Raw genomic sequence first — 19535 nt, 5'->3', positions numbered from 1 at the left:
GACAACGCCGTGATGCCAGCCGGGTGCATGACGTCGGTTACCCCCGTCCGACCGGCAGACCCGCCGAACGGAAGCTGCGCCACACCAACGATTTCGGCATACACGAGCTCATGACGAACGAGTTCGTGCATCGAATGAAATTCGTCCTCATCAACTGGTAGCGAGACGTGTTGAACTAGGCCGTGTTTCATAAATGTGCGCTCCGCAACCACACATTGATCGCCGAGATACCAACCGTGGCCGCATAACGAACCGCGAGCTTGTCGTACCTCGTTGCCACAGCACGATTCTGCTTGAGCAGATTGATCCCGCACTCGACTGCATGACGCTGCTTGTAAAGCTCGGGATCGAACTGCGGCGGCCGGCCACCGGCCGACCCTCGGCGCTTGCGATGCCTGGCCTGGTCGGACTTGACCGGGATCGTCGCCCGGATACCACGTTTACGCAGGTGATCACGAATAGCGGCGCTACTGTACGCCTTGTCTGCCAGTACACGATCCGGGGGGACCTCATCCGTCACAGACCGATCACAAGAGTGAGGCGGAGAACCGCGCTCTGCGTCCCGCGTTGGCGTCTAAGAAGATACGGCTGCTGACCGAGGCGAAGGTGACGCGTCTGCTCACCGACCTGAGTGGCGCCAAGATCACTGCTGCCGAGGCTGAGTACCGCGGCCGGACCATCCGGATTGTCGCGAAGCAGTTCGTGGTTTCCGCGGGAGCGGTGAACACGGCGGCGCTGTTGTTGCGCTCCGCCACCGAGAAACACCCCGAGGGCCTCGGTAATTCGTCCGGCCTGCTCGGCCGGAACTACATGGTGCACAACAGCACCTTCTTCGTCGGTGTCAACCCGTTCCGAAAGAACACCACCGCCTGGCAGAAGACGCTGGGAATCAACGACTGGTACGAGCCGGGCCCCGACAACGAGTACCCGCTCGGCAACCTGCAGATGCTCGGCAAGCTGCAGGCGGCTCACGCAAAGGGTGTGCGACCGTGGGCCCAGATGTGGGCCCTGGGGATGTTCACCGACCGCAGCCTCGACATCTACCTGACCACCGAAGACCTTCCGGTACTCACCAACAGGGTTCGAGTAGACGGCGACAAGATCATCGTCGACTGGACACCCAACAACGTAGTTCCGCACAGGGAACTGGTTCGCCGAGTGTCGGCAGCCGTCCGCAAGGCCGGCTACCCGATGATCCTGACCGAGCGGATGGGCATCACGACCAACTCGCACATGTGTGGCACAGCTGTTGCAGGCAAGGACGCGACGAAGAGTGTGCTCGACCCGTTCTGTCGCAGCCACGACGTCGACAATCTCTGGGCCGTCGACGGATCGTTCTTCCCGTCGTCCGCTGCGCTCAACCCAGCGTTGACGATCGCCGCGAACGCATTGCGCGTAGCGCCGGTGATCGCAAGAGCTGCAGAGTAGCGACACCATCCGGAGCATGACAGGTGGCCTGGTCTCGGGACGCTCCCGAGGCCAGGCCACCTGTGGTCGTCCGATCTAATTGGACAGCCGGTCGGTCACGTTTTCACGAGAAATCCTGCGTCGATCGGGAAGGCCGTCGCCGTGATGTAGCGCCCCGGCTCGGTCACCAGGTAGAGGATCGCGTTGCTCACGTCCTTCGACTCCATCCACGGCACGGGCAGAAGATGGGTGCCGGTGAACGCGTCCACGACATCCTCCCGAGTCGGCTTCTCGAGATCAGGCCGGAACAGCCCGTACACGAAGTCGTTATTGATCATGTGGGTGTCGACGCAAGTCGGGTTCACCGAGTTCACACGGATGTTGTACTGACCGAGTTCACGGGCGAGTGAGGTCATGAGCCCCGTGACGCCGTGCTTGGAAGCCGAATAGGACGAGATGTTCTCCGAGCCTTTCAACGCCTCGGTCGAGCCGGTGAAGACGATCGAACCACCCTCACCTTGCGCAATCATGGTGGGCACCGCCGCTTTGACTGTGTGAAAGACACCGTTGAGATTGATGTCCACCATCTCACACCACGCGTCCGGGGTGATCTCCCAGGTCTTCGCGCCGGCGCAGATTCCTGCGTTGGGAAGGACGATGTCGACGCGGCCGAAACGCTCGATTCCACGGTCGAAGACCGCCTGAACTTGTGCGTAGTCACGGGTGTCCGCGACCTCGACGTGGATGTCGCGTCCGGTTTCCTTCACGAGGCGGACGGTCTCCTGGAGGTCCTCCTCCGTGGCTCCGTCGTACGCTGTCGTCGTGGGCTTCGCGCACATGTCGAGACCGATGATGTCTGCGCCTTCCGTCGCCAGGGTCAGTGCATGCGAACGTCCCTGTCCGCGAGCCACACCCGTGACGAACGCGACTTTACCCTCCAACTGTCCCATTGCCCTTCATCACCTTTCGATTCGACATTGTCTTCCTGTCTTCACGTCCTCGTCCCGCCTCCGCTCGGTGCGGTCCGAGCAGAGGCGGGATGTAACACCGGTCAGTCCCCCACGAGTGAGGAGTCCTTGCCCGGCAGCTCGTCGGAGCGCTCGCCGAGCGCCCCCTGTCCATCCTTTTCGCGATGCGACCGAAGCAGGTTCGCAATCTCGATCGCGTCGCCCTCTGCCGCGTCGGACCGCTCGTACGGCTTCGAGATCATCATGTACGCCAGGCCGACTGCCGCCACGACCACGAACCCGATCAGCGCGATCCAGCGGTCGTAGAATGGAAGGCTGGTATCACCGTTCGGGCGGGCGAGCAGGACCATCGACGCGATACCGTAGGCGAACGCACCGATGCTCACCGGCCACCCCCAACGTCCGAGGCTCCAGTTGCCGCCCGGCTTCCAGCCCTTCGTTCGGGCGCGCATCGCAGCGAACACCACCATCTGGAATGCGAAGTAGCCTGCGAGCATCTGGAATGCAGCCACCCGGAACAGGGCGTCGGGAAGGAAGTAGAGCAGGAAGAACAGGATGATCGGAATTCCTGCCAGCGCGATGGTGGCATTGAGGGGCACCTTCCGCGCCGAGATCTTCTTGAACACGCGGCTTCCGGGGAACATGTCGTCCCGCGCGAACGAGAAGATCAGGCGGCTTCCTGCGGCCTGCTGACCCATCACGCATGCGAGGAAAGAGGTGAGCGCGACGATCAGAAACACTTTCGTACCGAAGACTCCGAGGGAATCGTTCAAGATCGCGGTGATCGGGTTTGCAACCTCTCCGTTCACGATTCCTTGCAGGTTCGGCGCGGCCAGGATGTACCCGATGAAGGAGAACAGCGCCGCAGCCCCGCCCAGTACAACGGTCATCATCATCGACCGCGGAATGGTGCGACTGGGGTTGGGGGTCTCTTCCGCGACCTCGCCGCATGCCTCGAATCCGTAGAACAGGACGAGGCCGATGATCGCTGCGGTGACGAAGGCATTGAAGTAGTCGCCGTCGCCGGCACCCATGGTGTCGAACAGAACCGAGAAGTCGTTCTCGCGCCGGAAGATGAGCAGGTACAGCCCGACCAGGATGATGCCGGTCAACTCGGCGGCCAGGCCGATCTTCGCGATCTGCGCGAGGGTCTTACTGCCGGTGGAATTCAGTCCGAGTGCGATGAGCACCACGATGGTCGCGATCACCAGCTTCTGTCCCGGGGTGGACGAGATGTCCGAGTCCGTGTGGAACAGTGCCAATACGAAATCCGCGCTGAACATTGCAGTCGTCGTGCACCCGACGACGACTCCCGAGATGTAGATCCAGGACAGAATCCAGGCGTACTGACCGTTCCAGAGACGTCGCGCCCACTGGTACAGGCCACCAGCGATCGGGAACTGCGAGACGATCTCTCCGAACACCATGGCGACGAGGAGCTGCCCGCCTGCTGCAATGACGATCCAGATGATCGAGGGTGGCCCTGCAGTCGTGAGGGCCTGCGTGAACATCGAGAGGACCGCCACGAGCGGCGAGAGGTACAGGAACCCGAGAGCGAAGTTCGACCACAGGCTGATCTTGCGATCGAAGTTCTCTTCGTATCCCAGTACCCGCAAGTGGGCGTCATCGCCCGAGAGTGGCTTTCCTGGACTACTGGTGGACATGTTGCTCCTCTTCGGTGAATGCGGAGTGGGCTGTGGGCCAGTGGGATCGGCGTCGGTGAACGATCCGTGTTCTGTCATCCGTGCTGTGTCGTGAGGTACCCGGTCCGGTCGCTGCCGTTGCACGGACGCGGTCGAGGGCTTTTGCGCAAGACGGTTGCCTACTCGTGCTCACAGCGGGAATCACCGGTGTGATTCGCTGCTTGAAGCCTGTGACGGTTGCCACTCTTTCAATCTCGCACCACGGCGAGACCGGCGGCATACCCAAACAGTGCAATTGCCCGGCGCGCCGCTTCACCCGTTGCGCGTAGAGTTACCGGGTTGGATCGGCCTGGCTACGTGCCCACCTGTCCCGGAGCGGCCATGGCATGAACCACACCGCTTCCTGTTAGATTCTGGTGACCGCACCTACGAGTTCGCCACGCCGATCCGGCCCATGCCTCTCCACAGCGGTCCCGGCTGCTTCAGCTTCCGCCGCGAGCGCTTGCAGCCCAACCTCAGATGACATTCACTCCTACGAAGGGCAATGACATGTCCGACAAGTCGATCGAGAGCAACGTGCAAGTTCAGCTGTTGCACGACAGAATTCTGGCTGAGGAGCGGTCGATCTCGTTCGACCGATTCGACCACGCCGATGCCTGGGCGGTGGGAAGCCGACTCGTCGAGGTCGCTCGCCAGCGACGTCACCCTGTGGCGATCGCGGTGGTCTTCGGCGAGCAGAGAGTGTTTCACGCTGCGCTACCGGGCTCGTCGGCCAACAACGACGACTGGCTCGATCGAAAGTTTCGGGCGGTCCGGCGACACGATTGCTCGTCGTATGCGCTGGGCTGCGCGCAGCGCGCCGCCGGGGCCGACTACTTCCGGAACAACGGATACGAGCGACGCGAACTCGCAATTGCCGGCGGCGCAGTTCCGCTGCGGGTCAGCGGATCACTGATCGGTGCGGTGGGTGTATCCGGGCTGGCAGAAGAGGAGGACCACGCGCTGGTTGTCGAGATCCTGAGCGAGTTCCTGCGAGCCGACTGAGACACGAACGGGTGGTACCGGAGGGCTGCGGTGCAGCGCTTCCGTACCACCCGTTCTCGGTCGGACAGTCCCTCAGGGCCGCGACTGCTACCCGGATCCCGCCTCCGCTATCTCCACCGATCAGCAGGCGGCGCCAATCGTGAACCGGGCAGACCCTCGTAGAACCCGTCGGTCGAGCACGTCGTCAGCTCCATCTGAAGACCCCACGGTGCGCGGAAATAGAACCACCGTTGTCCTGCCACCGGAGCATTCTCGTCGACCGCGTTCGGTCCTTCCATCACCTGGACTCCGGGGATCGACTTCACATACTCGTATCCTGCATCGATGTCATCGACGTAGAAGGCGAGGTGGTGGCCGCCGATGTCGCTGTTGCGAGGTGATGTTGAAACCTGATCGGGTGCATCATATTCGAACAGCTCGATGTTCATATTCTTCCCCATCCGCACCATCGCGATCCGGCACACGGCCCGGGGTGCGACATGCAGGCGCCGAAACATTCCGTCCGAGTCCCCGTCGAGGAAGGGGCCGTCTTCGTAGACGAGCTCGCCACCGAAGTGGTCGGTGAAGAAGGCCACCGCTTCGTCCAGGACGGGGACGGTGAACGCGACGTGGTCGATCGATCTCAGCGTGGGCACACGAGGTGACTCGGGACGGGACACTGTTTGCTCCAATCAGACGGGCCCCGCCGACCCAGGGCGCCGAGTCGGATCTCGGCATCCGGATTCACCTGGGGACAAGGGTAATTCCTACTCCACGGGTAGTTTCGGCGGGCTCGTGCTCGCATACTCGAGTAGTGTAAATCGGCGTGCACATCCACACCGATGATCTTCGCGCCTTCCTTCGCTAATTCGACGACGTGTTCCCGCCCCTGGCCGCGCGCTACACCGGAAATGAAGACTACTTTTCCATCGAACTTACCCAACGGATACTTCCTTAGGTCGAGAGTGCTGAGATCGATCTCGCGGCATCTTCCGGCATCGAAACCTATTCTCCAAGAACAGCTAACCGTCATGAAAGACACATCGTGTGTTGCCGGACGCGCACCGGGTGCGCAGTGTGTCCACCCATTCCGGTCGACGTGCAACGCCTGCACGACGTACGAACGTGGGCTCGTCCCCACTTCCAGAACGCGAGATGCCCAAGTGGCCATGACGACATTCACTGCTGCGCCCGACCGACCGAAGTGGATTCCGGCAGTTCGTCAACGGGCGACATGGTCTGTCGACGATCCGGTCGCGTACCAGACCAGCTGGAGAACGCACTGATGGCACAGATCGTGAAGACCGCCAGCCACTGGACGACGCTCAGCGTCTCGCCGAGGATCACGAACCCGCACAACGCAGCAATTGCCGGATACAGCGCCATCAAAGTGCCGTATGCGGCGCGGGTGAGTCGGCGAATTGCGAATAATTCGAGCAAGGGAGGAAGCACCGACGCCAGGACACCGGCGGCGGCACCGACCCACAGAACCCGGGGGTCGGCAAGCGCCGGCCCGGCGGAGACGACTCCGGCGGGAACCACGACGAGCGCCGCCGCCGTCATTGCCACTGCCGGTCCGCCGTTTCCGGGAATCGACTCACCGAGAGCCCCATTGAGCATGATTGCCGTAGCCCAGCAGCCCGCGGCGACGAACGCGAGCAGGATTCCGACCGCATCGACATGGCCTCCCGCCCCGGTGAGCACCATGACCGCGCCGGCAGCGGTTGCAGCGCAGCCGGCGTCCCGCCACCTCTTCGACATCAGCAGCGAGACGGCGAGCGGTCCCATGAACTCGATCGTCACTGCGAGGCCGAGCCCGATCCTCTCGACAGCGGCGAAGAGGGTGAGACTCATCGCAGCCATCACAAGACCGAGGCAAACGACCTGGAACCGTTGCCTACGAGCGAAGTGGCGCAATCGCGGCCGGCCCACGACCAGGAGCACCGGCGCCGCGACTGCCATGCGGATCGCCACCACCCCGACGAAACCGATGGCCGGCATGATCAGTGCCCCGAGTGCCGCTCCCAGCTGGAACGACAGGCCGCTGAGGATCACTGCGCCCAGCGCGAACTGATGGGTTGATTTCTCCGACATCATCGTCGTGCTCACCGATCGATGGTTCGGGCCGCGGCACAGCACGTGGCGACGGCCAGCAGCGGGATCAGCATCGCCGCGTTGAGTGGGATGTGTTCGGCCACCCATCCGATCAGAGCGGGGCCGGCGAGAAGCGCCACATAGCCCAGGCCGACAACACGCGAGAAGTCGGTCCCGGACATCCCCTCGAGGTTTCCGGCGGTGGAGAGTACTTGAGGAATACACCCGGCGAGCCCGAGTCCGAAGGCCGCCCAGCCGATCATGGTAAGCGGCACGACGGGCGAAAGCACCACGATTCCCAACCCGATGAACGCAATCCCGCACCCGACCCGCACGATCCACCTTCCTCCCCTACGTCTGGCGACCGCATCCGCGGCGAATCGACCCACCGTCATCATCGCTACGAACGAGCCGAAGGCGAGCGCGCCGGTCGATGCCGAGGCACCGAGATGTTCCTGCGCATGGATGCTGCTCCAGTCCATTGCCGCGCCCTCGGACAGGAACAGCAGGAAGGCGAGGGCACCGAGAACGAGCACCCGGCGGTGCTTCGCCGTGCTCGGTGCTACAGGAACGCTTCGCTCGGCGGGTTCAGTTATCAGTCGGGTCGGCACCCTCAGGTGCGGAACCGTCGACAGGGTAAGGGTCAGACACAGGCCACACATCGCCGTGGCGGTTCCGGCCATACTCCACCCCGCGGCGAGAGTCGCCGCTCCGACGAGGGATCCCAGAACGCTACCCAGGGAGAAGACCGCGTGGAATGCCGACATGATGGGTCGCTCGTAGTTTTGCTCCACCACCACGGCTTGCGCGTTCATTGCCACGTCGGTCGCACCCATCGCGATGCCGAACAAGACCAGGCCGATGCCGAGCTGCAGGGGACTCGTGGCGAGCAGTGGCCCACTCAGCAGCAGTGACATCGCCGAGGCCGCCACGACCCCCGTGGTGCCGGCGCCGAACCGGGAGATGAGCGGACCCGAGAGTTGCATTCCGGTTACGGCGCCGGCGCCGAGCAGCAGGAGCATCGTGCCCAGCATCGATGTCGAGATGCCGGTCTGGCGTTGGATCGTGGGGATGTGGACCGCCCAGGTGGACATGGCCAGACCGAATACGACGAACAGCCCGAACACCGCCGCCCTCGAACGTCGAAGGGGTGGTGCTACCGCGGTGTGCATGGGGTTTGCTTTCGTTTGTTCCGCTCGCCGACCGGCCGCGGCGGTGAGGGGGTCCGGCCTGGTGTGCAGGCCGACCAGCCGGACATGTGCTGGGTGCCCGGCTCGTTCTCCGGTGCAACGTGCCGGGCACCGCGGTCGAAATGTGCTCAGGCGAGCACGCCCACACGGCGTGCCGCCCGCTCGCCCTCGTGGACGGCTTCGAGCATGGTCCTGCTGGCGACGGCGTCTCCGATGCGTTCGACCGGAACGTCGCTGCCCTTCAGGGCGAAGTAGAGATCGACCACCGGACGGTGCCACCCTGCCAGGATGACGGTGTCGACCCCTTCAAGGTTCTCCTCACGTCCCTTCTCGTGGATCCGAAGCGTCGAGCCCTCGACTGCGGTGAGGCTGGTGAAGGGATGGGTCGTGATGCCTGCATTGTGAATTCGAGGCACCGCCAGGTTCGCACTGAACGGCCCCAGCTTCGACCCGGCGAAGGGGAGCGGGGTGAGCAGCTCCACGTCGCGACCTTCCTCGGCGTACTGGAGTGCCAGACCGATTCCTTTCCATCCGCCTTCACCGTCGTCGACGATCACGACACGGTTCCCGACGGGCTTGGCGTCTTCCAGCACGTCCCACACCGACAGGACGTGTTCCTGGTCGAGGCCGGGAGTGGAGGTGATGCCGAGTGACACGTTGCCGACGATGTCGTCGCCCGGAGCGGAACCGGTGGCAACGATGACATGGTCCGGAGACAGCGCGAGAACTTCGTCCGCTGTCACGTTCCATCCGAGTCGGACGTCCACACCGTACTTGGCGACCATCACGTCGAGGTGGTCGATCACCAGCCCGATCTCGTCGCGGCCCTTGATCTTCTCGGCAATCCTGAGCTGCCCGCCGGTCGCCGCACGCCGCTCGATCAGGATCACGTCGTGACCTTGGCGAGCAGAGGTCTCGGCGGCCTTCATTCCGGCGGGACCGGCACCGATGACGACCACTCGACGGCGGATCGTGGCCTGTACCAACGTGTCGGAACCGAGTTCGCGCTCGAACCCTGCTGCCGGATTGTGGACACACGAGCTGTGAGTGGGCTTGAACAGCCTGTCGATGCATCCCTGGTTACAACCGATACACCGACGGATCTCGTCGAGGCGGCCCTCCCTGATCTTGTTCACCGTATCCGGGTCGGCGATCTGCTGGCGCGTCATGGCCACCATGTCGGCATGGCCCTGGTTGATGATGTCGACGGCGTCTTCGGGCACGTTGACCCGGCCGACCGCGATGACCGGCACATCGACGACCTCTCGGACACCAGCGGCCAGGTGCTCCCAGATGCGCTTGGGATGCTGCATGTCCGGGACGTTCTGGTGCGCTTCCAGGTACGTTGCGCCTTTGACGATGAGATAGTCGATCGCTCCGGTGGCCGTGCACGCGAGTGCGATCTTCTTCGCATCCTCGAGTTCCAGTCCACCGGGGCTGAAGTCGCTGCCCTGCAGGTTCATGCCGACGAGGTAGTCGGGGCCCACCTCTGCACGCACCGCCTCGATGACCCGCAGCAGGAAACGCATCCGGTTCTCGAGTGAACCGCCGTATTCGTCGGTGCGCTGGTTGGAGAAGGGAGACAGGAACGAGGCCAGGAGGTATCCGCCGTAGCCCGAGTGGATCTCGACGCCGTCGATTCCCGCCTGCTTGGCATGACGCGCACTGAGTGCATGTCCCGCGACGATCTCGTCGATGTCCTCGACTTCTGCCTCCTTCGGCATCTCGAGGTTGAACGGGCACGGGGTGTTGGATGGGCCCAGGAGTGCGCGGCCTGTCCACGTCGAGCTGCTCTGTCGACCGGTGTGGCCGAGCTGCATGACGATCCGGGCGCCGAACTCGTGAACCGCGTCGGCGATCTTCGTCAGGCCCGGTACGACCTCGGGCAGGTACGCGCGCACCTCGTTGGGCACGTTCTGCGAGGACGGGTGGACCTGTGGGAAGGCCATTCCTATCAGACCGGCTCCGCCCTTCGCGCGCTCACGGTAGTACGCGACGTGCTGGTCGGACGGCAGGTGGTTCTTCGCCATTCCGGTTCCGTGGCCGGTCATGACGACTCGGTTTCGGATCTCCACCTTGCCGAGGGTGATCGGTTCAAAGAGGGGTGCCAGCGCCGGATCGACGGCGGCGACATCGGTCTCGACGGTTGAAGTCATTTCCTGTACTCCTTGCAGCGGGGTGGGAACTCGGGGTTCTCGACGTGTGGTGCGTCAGTCGGTGAGCTGACCGGACTTGCCCAGTCGGAGCGAGAGGGCCGCGACGGTGATGGCGGGGTTGACCGCCGCTGACGACGGGAAGGTGGAACTGTCGGCGATCCAGAGATTGTCGAGGTCGTGTGCCTTCAGCCCGGCGTCGACCACGCTGGTCCGTGGGTCGTCGCCCATCCGTGCGGTGCCGCACTGGTGTGAGGTCGCTTCGATTCCCAGGCTCTGTGTGAGGACGATCGGAAAGCCGGCCTTCCGAACGACTTTTTTCATTCGCTTGATGAGTTCGCGATGGGCCGACACATTGGTTTCCCGGCGCTCGACGACGATCTGTCCTTCGTTGCCGACGGTTACCCGGTTCTCGGGCAGCGGGAGGTCTTCGGTCTGGATGAACAGGTCCAGCGTGTACTTCGTGACCTCGTCCAGGATCGGGAGCGGAACCCACGGTTTGCCGCGCTTCGCCATAGGTCCTTGCAGCTTTCCGAGGCCCTGGACGTTTCCGAGCGGCCATTCCGTAGTGGGCCCGGCCTCGTACCAATCGTTGATGCCGATGGTCTTCTGGTAGACGGCTTGGTTCTTCTTCCGCGGATCGATGGCGAGGAAGAAGGTCGTCACGTGGGCCATGTAGTTGCGGCCGACCTGGTCGGAGGAGTTGGCCAATCCGTGGGGATGGGCGTTCGATGCCGAACGAAGCAGCAGGGCAGCTGTATTCGCTGCGGCACACGCGAGAACGAACCGCTTCGCCCGAATCGAGATCTGTCGCTGCCCCTTGTGGGTCACTCGCGCAACGGTGACCGTGCGACCGGAGGCGTCCGTGTCGAGTCGGGTCACCTCGGCATTGGTCAGCAGTTCGACGTTCCCGGCTCTCAGTGCGGGACGTACGGCGGCAACGTCCGCGTCACCCTTGGCGTCGACCATGCACGCGAACGAATCGCACGTCTCGCAGAGAACACACGGCCCGCCCGGTCGCCAGTTGAGCGATTGCGGCGCGTGGAACGGATGCAGACCCTGCGCGGTCGCACTCTCGACCAAACGTGCCATCGCGCCTTCGTGCGGCACACCCGGGAAGGGGTAGTCTGTCGATCGCCACGGGTCGGTCGGGTCTACACCCTTGTTGCTGTGTACCCAGAACAGCCTCTCGGCTTCGCCGTAGAACGGTTCCAGATCGTCGTAGGTAATCGGCCAGGCCGGCGACATACCGTCCGGGTGGGCGATTTCACCGAAGTCCGATTCGCGGAAACGCGGAAGGGTTGCCCCGTAGAGTTTGGTGCTGCCGCCGACGTAGTGGTAGTTGCCGGGAACGAAGTCCTTCCCCGTCGTCCTGTCATGCCACGGGGCGGAGTTCTTGTAGCGACCATCGCTGTGAATGGCTTCAGCAGACCAGTTTTCGCGCTCAATCGGGAGAAAGTCGCCCTGCTCGACGAGGAGAACCCTGGCGCCCGAGTTCCGGAGTGCATAGGCAAGCGTGCCGCCGCCCATGCCGGAGCCGATGATCGCCACATCGTAGTCGAGTTCATCTGGCGGCTCGTGGATTACCTGTGACTGCAGAGCGGCTATCGAATCGGACATACATCACTCCCTGTGGGGCTGGTCTACTCACCCGTGAAGCGGGGCTAACACCCAAATCTAATGAGGCGATGCGGCCGATCAGAGGGGCAATGTGAGCCTGATCTCAAGGGAGGGTTGCGCAGTATGTGCAACTATCATCGCGGTGCGAGCAGCCTGCTCCACGTCAATGCCCCGAAGTAAGCCCAGGCTGACCTAGTGCGGCGACCGTGGGCGCAACTTTATCCCTGTTCGAAGGCAGGACGCTCCTGCCTGTGCAGTAGGTCGTGACCCCGGACCGCGAAGACCAACGCCTGTCGAGCGTCGGTCTCGTCCAGTGACCGACCGAGCAGTTCGGTGATGCGCTCGAGCCGGTAGTAGAGGGTCCGTCGCTGAACGAACAGAAGCTGCGCCGCCTGGGACTTGTTCCCGTCGCACGCAAGGTAGGTCCGCAGCGTCGGGAGCAACGGATTTGCTGCCTTGGCATCGTGCTTCAGCAACGGACCGAGCTCGTCCTCGATGTATCGGGCAAGTTCCGGCCCCTGCGCCAAGGATGCAAGCAGCCGAAGCACCCCGAGATCATCGAACCGGTGAACAGCCTTCTCGGGCCGCGCCGACGCCACCGACGCTGCGCTCCTTGCCTGTTCGATCGCCGTCGACAGCTGCGCCGGCTCGACTTGCCTGCTGATTCCGGCGCTCACGCGCAGGGCCGTGAGACGCCCGATCACCCGGACTTCCGCCTCCGGTCCCGTCAACCCCATAACAGCCAGCGTGTGATCACCGAGATCTGCCACGACCGCAGGTATGTGCAGTACGCGACAGAACTCGTCCATGGCATCCTCACTGGTCCGACCCGCTGGCGTCTCCTTGAGCACGAGCACCGCGATCAGGGTGCGATCACGCAGATCCCGCCCCATACGGAGAGCTCGCGTGACGAACATATCGCCGGAGATGTCTCCGAGAAGAAGCCGGCTGACAAGCGCATTCTGACGTTGCGCGGCCTTCGCCCCGCTCTCTCGTACCCCGAGAAGAGCGATGGCGATTCCGTCGGCTGCACGGTCCAGCGCGTAAGTCTCAGTGCTTGCGAGGGTGGATCCTCCGTGCAGCGCATGCAGCCAACCCCACCGTTCGCCACGGAGAACCACCGCCCGGCGGGTGCAACTTCCGGCCTCGTTCGACCCGACCATCGCCGAACCAGGCTGATCATGCTCGATACGAGAGTGATGCTCCCACTCGGAGAGGGTGCGGTCCGCCAGGTCGTTGGCCCCCGAGTAGGAAACGACCTGCCGGGTCGAATCCTCCAGCACCACAGCGCAACCGATCTCCTGCGCCAGAGCGTCAGAGAAGTGGACGTAGTCCCGGCCCGCCAGTAGGAGTTGCATGAAGTTGGCATTGAGCCGTTCGTACGCAGTCAGATCGACTACTCTCTGGTCGACTATCGACTCGTGAACTTGCGCAGACACCTCCACGAACGGGATCTCGCCATCAAGTCCGACCAGCGGGAACTCGAGGCGTCTCGCGGCCTCGACCAGGGTTGCCGGCATCTCGCCGAAAGTCCGGCCGCTCAGTTCGACGACGAGCACCGCAGCACCGGCCGTCGCCACCTCTTCGATGTATTGGCGCTGCTTGTCGCTGGTTTTTCCGATTCCCAGCCCGGCGGTCAGGAGCATTTCCCCACCGCTCAGGAATCGCGCGATGTCGGCCACCTCGCTGGGGTGAACCCATCGGATCGACCTATCGAGATTTCCTTCACCCGAGTAGACCGTCAATCTCGTGCGGCTGAAGACTTCGAGTTCCAGGGCTGTCTGGACGGTCATGGCCATGAGGACGCCTGCTTTCGTGATTGCCACAGACTGGGAATGGTTCGTGCAGAAGTATGCACAGGATGGGTCTGGAGATCGAGCATCCATGGTTGCACACTTACGTGTGAAGGTGGTCACATCCATACGGATCCCATGGTGACGTGCAACAGGACACGAACGTCGGCGCGAGCGTGAAACGGATCGGTGCTCGTACACCGAACCGACGTCGGCGCCGATGTACCCGCGTCACTCGAACGGAGCCGGGCGATCGCCGCAATGAAGGATCCCGCGCTGGCGAACATGGACGCGGGACCACCCATCAGAGAGGATTTTCAATGCCTAGGCTCAATGGCGGACAGGTCATCGGCCGGATCTTGAAGCAGTACGGGGTCCCGTACGTTGCCGGTATCCCCGGCCACGGCATCTGGGGTCTAATGGATGCATTCAACGAAGAAGAATCGAAGATCCCCTTCATCCAGACGTACCACGAGCAGAGCGCGGTGCACCTGGCCGACGGCTTCTACCGTGTGTCCGGTCAGCCGATCGCCGCCGTCACATCCATCGGCGCCGGCGCATCCAACACCGTCCTCGGTCTCGCGACCGCTTACAGCGACTCGACCAGCGTGCTTGTCATCACCGGCGGACCGCCGCGCCACATGCGTGGTCGCGGCGTTCTCCAGGAACTGGACCGCCAGAAGGACAACGGCTTCCCGCAGGTCGCCGAAGCAGTATCGAAGCGCAGCTGGGTGGCGAACAGCATCGAGGATCTGCCGTTCATCATGCATCGCGCCTTCAGCGCGATGCTGACCGGACGTCGAGGCCCCGCACACATCGAGGTGCCGTGGGATCTGCACGCCGAGACCGCAGACGTGTCGTTCCACGACCTCGAGCGTCGACTCCCCGTCGGGCTCCAGTATCCGGACCCCGAAGCCGTCCGCAGGGCAGCCGACCTACTCGCCGGATCCGAGCGTCCCGTGATCGTCGTGGGTGGCGGTGCGATCAGCGCCAACGCCACCGAGGAGGTCCTCGCACTGGCCGAGGCACAGAACATCCCCGTCGCTACCACCTGGAACGGCAAGAGCGCCTTCCCCGAGGACCACCCCCTCTTCGTCGGCAGTGTCGGACAGACCGGTACGATCCACGGCAACTACCTCACCGCCAACGCCGACGTTGTCATCTCCATCGGGTGCCGCTTCACCGACTGGTCCGCCTCGAGTTACAGCCGCGGAAAGTCCTTCTCCTTCCCGCCTGCCAAGCTCATCCACATCGACATCGATCCGCACGAGATCGGCAAGATCTACCCGGCCGAGGTCGGCATCGTCGCCGACGCCAAGCCCACTGTCGCTGCAATCGTCGACAGCCTGCCCTCCGCCAAGCCGTCGCGCTCGGAGTACGTCGCCGAAGTCGCGGAGCACAAGGAGAAGTGGGAGGAGGCGCTCGCCGGTCGCCGCAACTCCGACCGTTTCCCGTTCACCCTCCAGCGTCCTCTGGGTGCGCTGCGCAACGTGATGGACCGCGACGGCATCGTTCTCGTCGGCTCGGGCAACACGCAGGGCGCCGTGAAGCAGACCTTCCCGGTCTACGAGCCCCGCACCCACCTGACAACCGGTGGCTTCTCCTCGATGGGCTGGCCGGTTCCCGCTGCGCTCGGCGCGAAACTCGCCGCCCCCGAGCGTCAGGTCGCCTGCATCACCGGTGACGGAGACTTCCTCATGACAGCACAGGAGATCGGCGTCGCGATTCAGCACGACATCCCGGTCGTGTTCGTCGTGCAGGACAACTCCGGCTACATCTCGATCCGCGGTGGGCAGCGCAACGCCACCGACCGCATGATCGGCACCGAGTTCAACCGGCCCGACGGCACCCCGTACAGCCCGAGCTTCAAGGATCTGGGCAAGTCCTTCGGACTCGAGTCCTTCCGGGTCGACTCCCCTGCGGAGCTCGAGCCTACCTTCAAGCGCGCATTCGACGCCAAGGCACCGGTGCTCGTGGAGGTCCCGACCGACCGCGACCTCGCGAGCCCGTTCACTCCGGGGTGGCTCGACTTCCCGCCGCTGCCGCACATCACTGACGAGCGCGCGGACGAATACCGCGAAGCGCGCGCGAACGAGCAACACCAGTAAGATTCGCTCCTCCGCCGCCGCAGGACGCAATCCTGCGGCGGCGGTTGTCTATTCAGAAGACTCCAGACACCCACGGCGGTGGGTCCGCGTACAGAAAGCTGAGGAATACGTGATTCGTCTCGACGGGAAGGTCGCCCTCGTCACCGGGGCCGCGCGGGGCCAGGGCCGCTCGCACGCGGTGAGGATGGCGGAAGAGGGCGCCGACATCATCGCGCTCGACCTGTGCAGCCAGATCGACACCGTTCCGTACCCGATGGCCACCCCGGAAGACCTCGAGAAGACGGTCACCGCGGTGGAGGCACTCGGTCGCCGCATCGTAGCCCGCCACGTCGACGTGCGTGATCTCGCCGAGCTGGAGACGGCCGTCACCCAGGGAGTGTCGGAACTCGGAAAGCTCGACGTCGTTGTCGCCAACGCCGGCACCCTGAACGGGACGGCGACTATGTGGGAGCTCACCGAGGAGCAGTTCCAGGATCAGATCGACGTCAATCTGACCGGCGTCTGGAAGACGATCAAAGCGACCGTCCCGACACTGCTCACTGCGGGCAGCGGCGGTGCCATCATCCTGATCAGCTCGATCTCTGGACTGACGGCGGAACTCAACGTCGGCCACTACTCCGCGTCCAAGCACGGAGTGAACGGTCTGATGCGCACGCTGTCCGGCGAACTGGCGCCGTACGGAATCCGGGTGAACTCGATCAATCCCACCAACGTCAACACTCTGATGATCGACAACCCCGAGTACAACAAGCTGTTCGCCGGAGGCAAGACGGGCGCGACCCAGGCCGACGCGCTGTCCGCACTGCAGGCTATGCACGCGCTCCCGGTTCCGTTCCTCGACCCGGTCGACGTGTCCCACGCCGTGGTGCACCTGGCCTCGGACACAGGCCGATTCGTGACCGGCACCGCACACGTGATCGACGCCGGTGCCATGGCCCCGTTCAAGGCCCCGCACCTGCTCGCATGACCGACGCGCACGGCGGCTGCACAGCGTGACCGGAGAACCGAAAGGGTACCCATTGTGAGGGAGTTCGTCTTGTGAGGGAGTTCGTCGAATTCCTCGGTGAGCAGCCGCCATACGATCGCCTGGACGACGGTGATCTGGCGATCCTCGCCCGGAATGTCGAGGTCGAATACTTTCCCCGGGGAACGGTGATCGTGTCGGAAAGTTCTCCCCCACTCGACACCATGTACGTGGTTCGCACCGGATCGGTGGAGGTCCTGGATCGGGGGCGGGTCACTGATGTCCTCACCTCGGGAGACACGTTCGGCCACATATCCCTGCTCGCCGGGCTCCCGCCGGCGATGACGGTCTGGGCGGTCGAGGACACCCTGTGTTACCGGTTGCCCGACCCGAGGGGAATCCTGGAACAGCCCGAACAGCTGCGGTTCGGGCACTACGGCACGATGGTTGCCCGCGAGCGACTGTTGTCGGCAGGAGGCTCTCCCATCCAGCTCGAGCGGCCCTTGTCCACCACGATGCAACCTGTGCTGTGGTGTTCTCCGGACGATCCGATTCGAACGGTCGCCGCTCGGATGGCGGCGGAGAGTCGCTCGTGCGCCGTATTCGTCGCAGACGGTGACACCGGAATCGTCACTGAGAACGACCTCAGCCGCCTGGTCGCCACCGGCAAGTTCGGAATCGACGCCCCTGTCTCCGCCGTCGCGAGCACCCCTGCCCGCAGTGTGTCCGTCGCCATGCCGGCACGGACCGCATACCTCTACATGGTTCAGCACGGCGTACACCACCTCCTCCTTGACGACGTCGAGGGGAATCCGGTGGGGATCATCCGCGTGGTCGACGTAGCCGCCAGCGAGATCCGGGATCCGCTGACCATACGTGGAGGGATCGCATCCGCACAGAGTCTCGACGAGCTGCGCGAAGTGACGAAGCTGCTCAAGCCGACCACCGTGGAACTGTGGGAAGCCGGTGTGTCCGCGACCCACCTCGGTTCGGTGCTGTCGGCGATCTCGGAGGCGTTGCTGCACAAGATCATCACAATGCACTCGGAACGAGGGCTACTCAGCGAGCTCGAATGCAGCTGGATTCTGCTCGGCTCGCTGGGCCGGGGTGAGCCCATGCCCAACTCGGACATCGACACAGCGCTCGTCTGGAGACCCGTGGATCCGAACCGGACGGTGCACAACTCGGAAGTCCTGCGTTCCATCGCACCGATATTCGACGCCATCCGAGCCTGCGGCCTGACGCCGTGCCCTCAGGGTCTGAACGCCTCGTCTCCGCTGTTTTGCCGTTCCCAGCGTGACTGGCTCACCATCGTCGAAGGGTGGCGTCGCAGTCCGGGAAGTACGGACAGCCTACTCATGGCCTCGACGATCCTCGACGGTCGAGCGATCACCAACCCGCGCCTGACCCATCGGGTCAACCGCGAGCTCACAACCGGGGATGGACGCCGCGCATTCACCTCGGCACTGACGAAGAACGCCCTGAGCCTGCGCCCACCGGTCGGTTTTCTCAAGGAGTTCGTCGTAGGCCATTTCGGTGACCAGAAAGGACACCTCAATCTGAAGAAGAGTGGATTGCGTCCGATCGCCACACTCGCTCGTGCGCTCGCCCTTCGCGCCGGCGACACATCAGGGTCGACACCCGAACGCCTCACCCGCGCACATCAGGCCGGATACCTTCGGTCGAGCGAAGCCGAATCACTCAAGGAGGCGTTTCACCTGTGCTTTGATCTCTCGATCGACAGCCAGGTCAAGGCGATCCGGCAGAACAGGCCGGTCGAACCTGCAATCGCGGCGATCGATCTCAATCCCCTGGTCCGCCGCTACCTCCGTGACACCTTCAGGACGATAAGTCAAGTGCAGGATCGTTTTTCGAACTACTACGGAACTCGCCTGTGAAACCGTTCGGCTTTCTCTCGCAACGCACGGTCCGAGAAGTTCCTCCGCCGTCCACCGCCGTTCTCAATGCACCGTGGAGGGCCGCCGAGTACCTCGTGCTGGATCTCGAGACCACGGGACTGCGCCCGAGCAAGGACCACATCGTGTCGTTCGGCGCGGTGCCGGTGCGCGGGGGGCGGGTTCACCCCTCCGAGGCGACCTACAGCCTGGTGAAGACCAAACGTCCGGTGCCGGGCGCCTCGATCAAGGTTCACGGCATCCGCGGCGGCGATCTGGCCGACGCACCGACCATCGCAGAGGTCGTGCCCGTCCTGTGCGCGCTCCTCACCGGTCGAGTGTTAGTCGCGCACGGCTCGCGGATCGAGATGTCGTTTCTACGGAAGGCATTCGAGTCACAGGCATACACGTTCCGCAGCCCGGTGATCGACACGGCACGGCTAGTACCTACACGCGACGAGCCCTGCCTCCGTTCCGGAGACGTCGTGTCCCTCGAATACGCCGCCACGAGGATGGGGCTACCGGTCCACACCCCGCACCACTCGCTGGGGGACGCGGTCACGACTGCCAACGTCTTCATCGCAGCGGCAAGCACGTTGGCACGATCCGGGCCGCTCTCTGCGGCAGACATGATCGCGTACTCGTCGCAGTGATCTCTCGGGTTGCCCGCCGGACCG

At 63.8% G+C, this 19535-nt stretch carries 15 protein-coding genes and 1 pseudogene; 6 read left to right on the top strand and 10 right to left on the bottom strand.

From position 1 onward, the window contains the following. Positions 1-187: 187 nt before the first annotated feature. The gene (locus tag ACZI8W_RS03350) at positions 188-520 is read right to left on the bottom strand and encodes a transposase (protein WP_463367071.1); all 333 of its coding nucleotides are present in this window, start codon (positions 518-520) and stop codon (positions 188-190) included. A 47-nt stretch (positions 521-567) separates the two neighbouring features. On the opposite strand from ACZI8W_RS03350, the gene ACZI8W_RS03345 reads away from it, so the two are divergent. Further along, positions 568-1428: a GMC oxidoreductase gene (locus ACZI8W_RS03345; RefSeq protein ID WP_463367070.1), complete on the top strand. Its 861-nt coding sequence runs from the start codon at positions 568-570 to the stop codon at positions 1426-1428. 95 nt (positions 1429-1523) lie between these two features. Here the strand turns inward: ACZI8W_RS03345 and ACZI8W_RS03340 are convergent, their stop codons facing one another. Together ACZI8W_RS03340 and ACZI8W_RS03335 are read right to left on the bottom strand one after the other, a co-directional pair. Continuing rightward, on the bottom strand, positions 1524-2357 hold the full coding sequence (locus tag ACZI8W_RS03340) for a mycofactocin-coupled SDR family oxidoreductase (protein WP_463367069.1): 834 nt from the start codon (positions 2355-2357) through the stop codon (positions 1524-1526). A 101-nt stretch (positions 2358-2458) separates the two neighbouring features. Further along, positions 2459-4039 (bottom strand): APC family permease, encoded by a 1581-nt coding sequence (locus ACZI8W_RS03335; RefSeq protein WP_463367068.1) that lies wholly within the window; start codon positions 4037-4039, stop codon positions 2459-2461. Positions 4040-4567: 528 nt separating this feature from the next. Here ACZI8W_RS03335 and ACZI8W_RS03330 point away from each other — a divergent pair. After that, complete coding sequence (locus tag ACZI8W_RS03330) at positions 4568-5062, top strand: heme-degrading domain-containing protein (protein ID WP_463367067.1); 495 nt, start codon at positions 4568-4570, stop codon at positions 5060-5062. A gap of 107 nt (positions 5063-5169) precedes the next feature. On the opposite strand, the gene ACZI8W_RS03325 is transcribed toward ACZI8W_RS03330, so the two are convergent. The 7 genes and pseudogenes from ACZI8W_RS03325 to ACZI8W_RS03295 all read right to left on the bottom strand — a co-directional run bounded on the left by ACZI8W_RS03325 (position 5170) and on the right by ACZI8W_RS03295 (position 13924). Further along, positions 5170-5721, bottom strand: coding sequence for a VOC family protein (locus tag ACZI8W_RS03325; protein WP_463367066.1), 552 nt, complete (start codon positions 5719-5721; stop codon positions 5170-5172). A 137-nt stretch (positions 5722-5858) separates the two neighbouring features. Next, positions 5859-5984 (bottom strand): annotated as a pseudogene (locus ACZI8W_RS03320) (SDR family mycofactocin-dependent oxidoreductase); the annotation flags it as partial. 236 nt (positions 5985-6220) lie between these two features. Beyond that, positions 6221-7150, bottom strand: a complete 930-nt coding sequence (locus ACZI8W_RS03315; RefSeq protein WP_463367065.1) for an EamA family transporter — start codon at positions 7148-7150, stop codon at positions 6221-6223. Further along, on the bottom strand, positions 7147-8307 hold the full coding sequence (locus tag ACZI8W_RS03310; protein ID WP_463367064.1) for an MFS transporter: 1161 nt from the start codon (positions 8305-8307) through the stop codon (positions 7147-7149). The genes ACZI8W_RS03315 and ACZI8W_RS03310 overlap by 4 nt, the downstream gene beginning before the upstream one ends. Positions 8308-8453: 146 nt before the next feature. Beyond that, the gene (locus ACZI8W_RS03305) at positions 8454-10481 is read right to left on the bottom strand and encodes an oxidoreductase (protein WP_463367063.1); all 2028 of its coding nucleotides are present in this window, start codon (positions 10479-10481) and stop codon (positions 8454-8456) included. A 54-nt stretch (positions 10482-10535) separates the two neighbouring features. Then, complete coding sequence (locus ACZI8W_RS03300; RefSeq protein ID WP_463367062.1) at positions 10536-12098, bottom strand: FAD-dependent oxidoreductase; 1563 nt, start codon at positions 12096-12098, stop codon at positions 10536-10538. Between the two features lie 218 nt (positions 12099-12316). Then, on the bottom strand, positions 12317-13924 hold the full coding sequence (locus ACZI8W_RS03295; RefSeq protein ID WP_463367061.1) for a PucR family transcriptional regulator: 1608 nt from the start codon (positions 13922-13924) through the stop codon (positions 12317-12319). A gap of 287 nt (positions 13925-14211) precedes the next feature. On the opposite strand from ACZI8W_RS03295, the gene ACZI8W_RS03290 reads away from it, so the two are divergent. The 4 genes from ACZI8W_RS03290 (at position 14212) to ACZI8W_RS03275 (ending at position 19511) form a co-directional block, all read left to right on the top strand. Continuing rightward, positions 14212-15999 (top strand): thiamine pyrophosphate-binding protein, encoded by a 1788-nt coding sequence (locus ACZI8W_RS03290; protein WP_463367060.1) that lies wholly within the window; start codon positions 14212-14214, stop codon positions 15997-15999. Positions 16000-16108: 109 nt separating this feature from the next. After that, the gene (locus ACZI8W_RS03285; protein WP_463367059.1) at positions 16109-16966 is read left to right on the top strand and encodes a mycofactocin-coupled SDR family oxidoreductase; all 858 of its coding nucleotides are present in this window, start codon (positions 16109-16111) and stop codon (positions 16964-16966) included. Between the two features lie 71 nt (positions 16967-17037). Next, positions 17038-18861 carry a putative nucleotidyltransferase substrate binding domain-containing protein gene (locus tag ACZI8W_RS03280; RefSeq protein ID WP_463367058.1) on the top strand — a complete coding sequence of 608 codons (1824 nt, stop codon included), beginning with the start codon at positions 17038-17040 and terminating at the stop codon, positions 18859-18861. Beyond that, positions 18858-19511, top strand: a complete 654-nt coding sequence (locus ACZI8W_RS03275) for a 3'-5' exonuclease (protein WP_463367057.1) — start codon at positions 18858-18860, stop codon at positions 19509-19511. Before ACZI8W_RS03280 ends, ACZI8W_RS03275 begins: the two co-directional genes overlap by 4 nt. The last annotated feature ends 24 nt before the right edge of the window (positions 19512-19535 follow it).

It is taken from the genome of Rhodococcus ruitaii (assembly GCF_055230935.1).
This window is presented reverse-complemented; position numbering and strand designations above follow the sequence as displayed.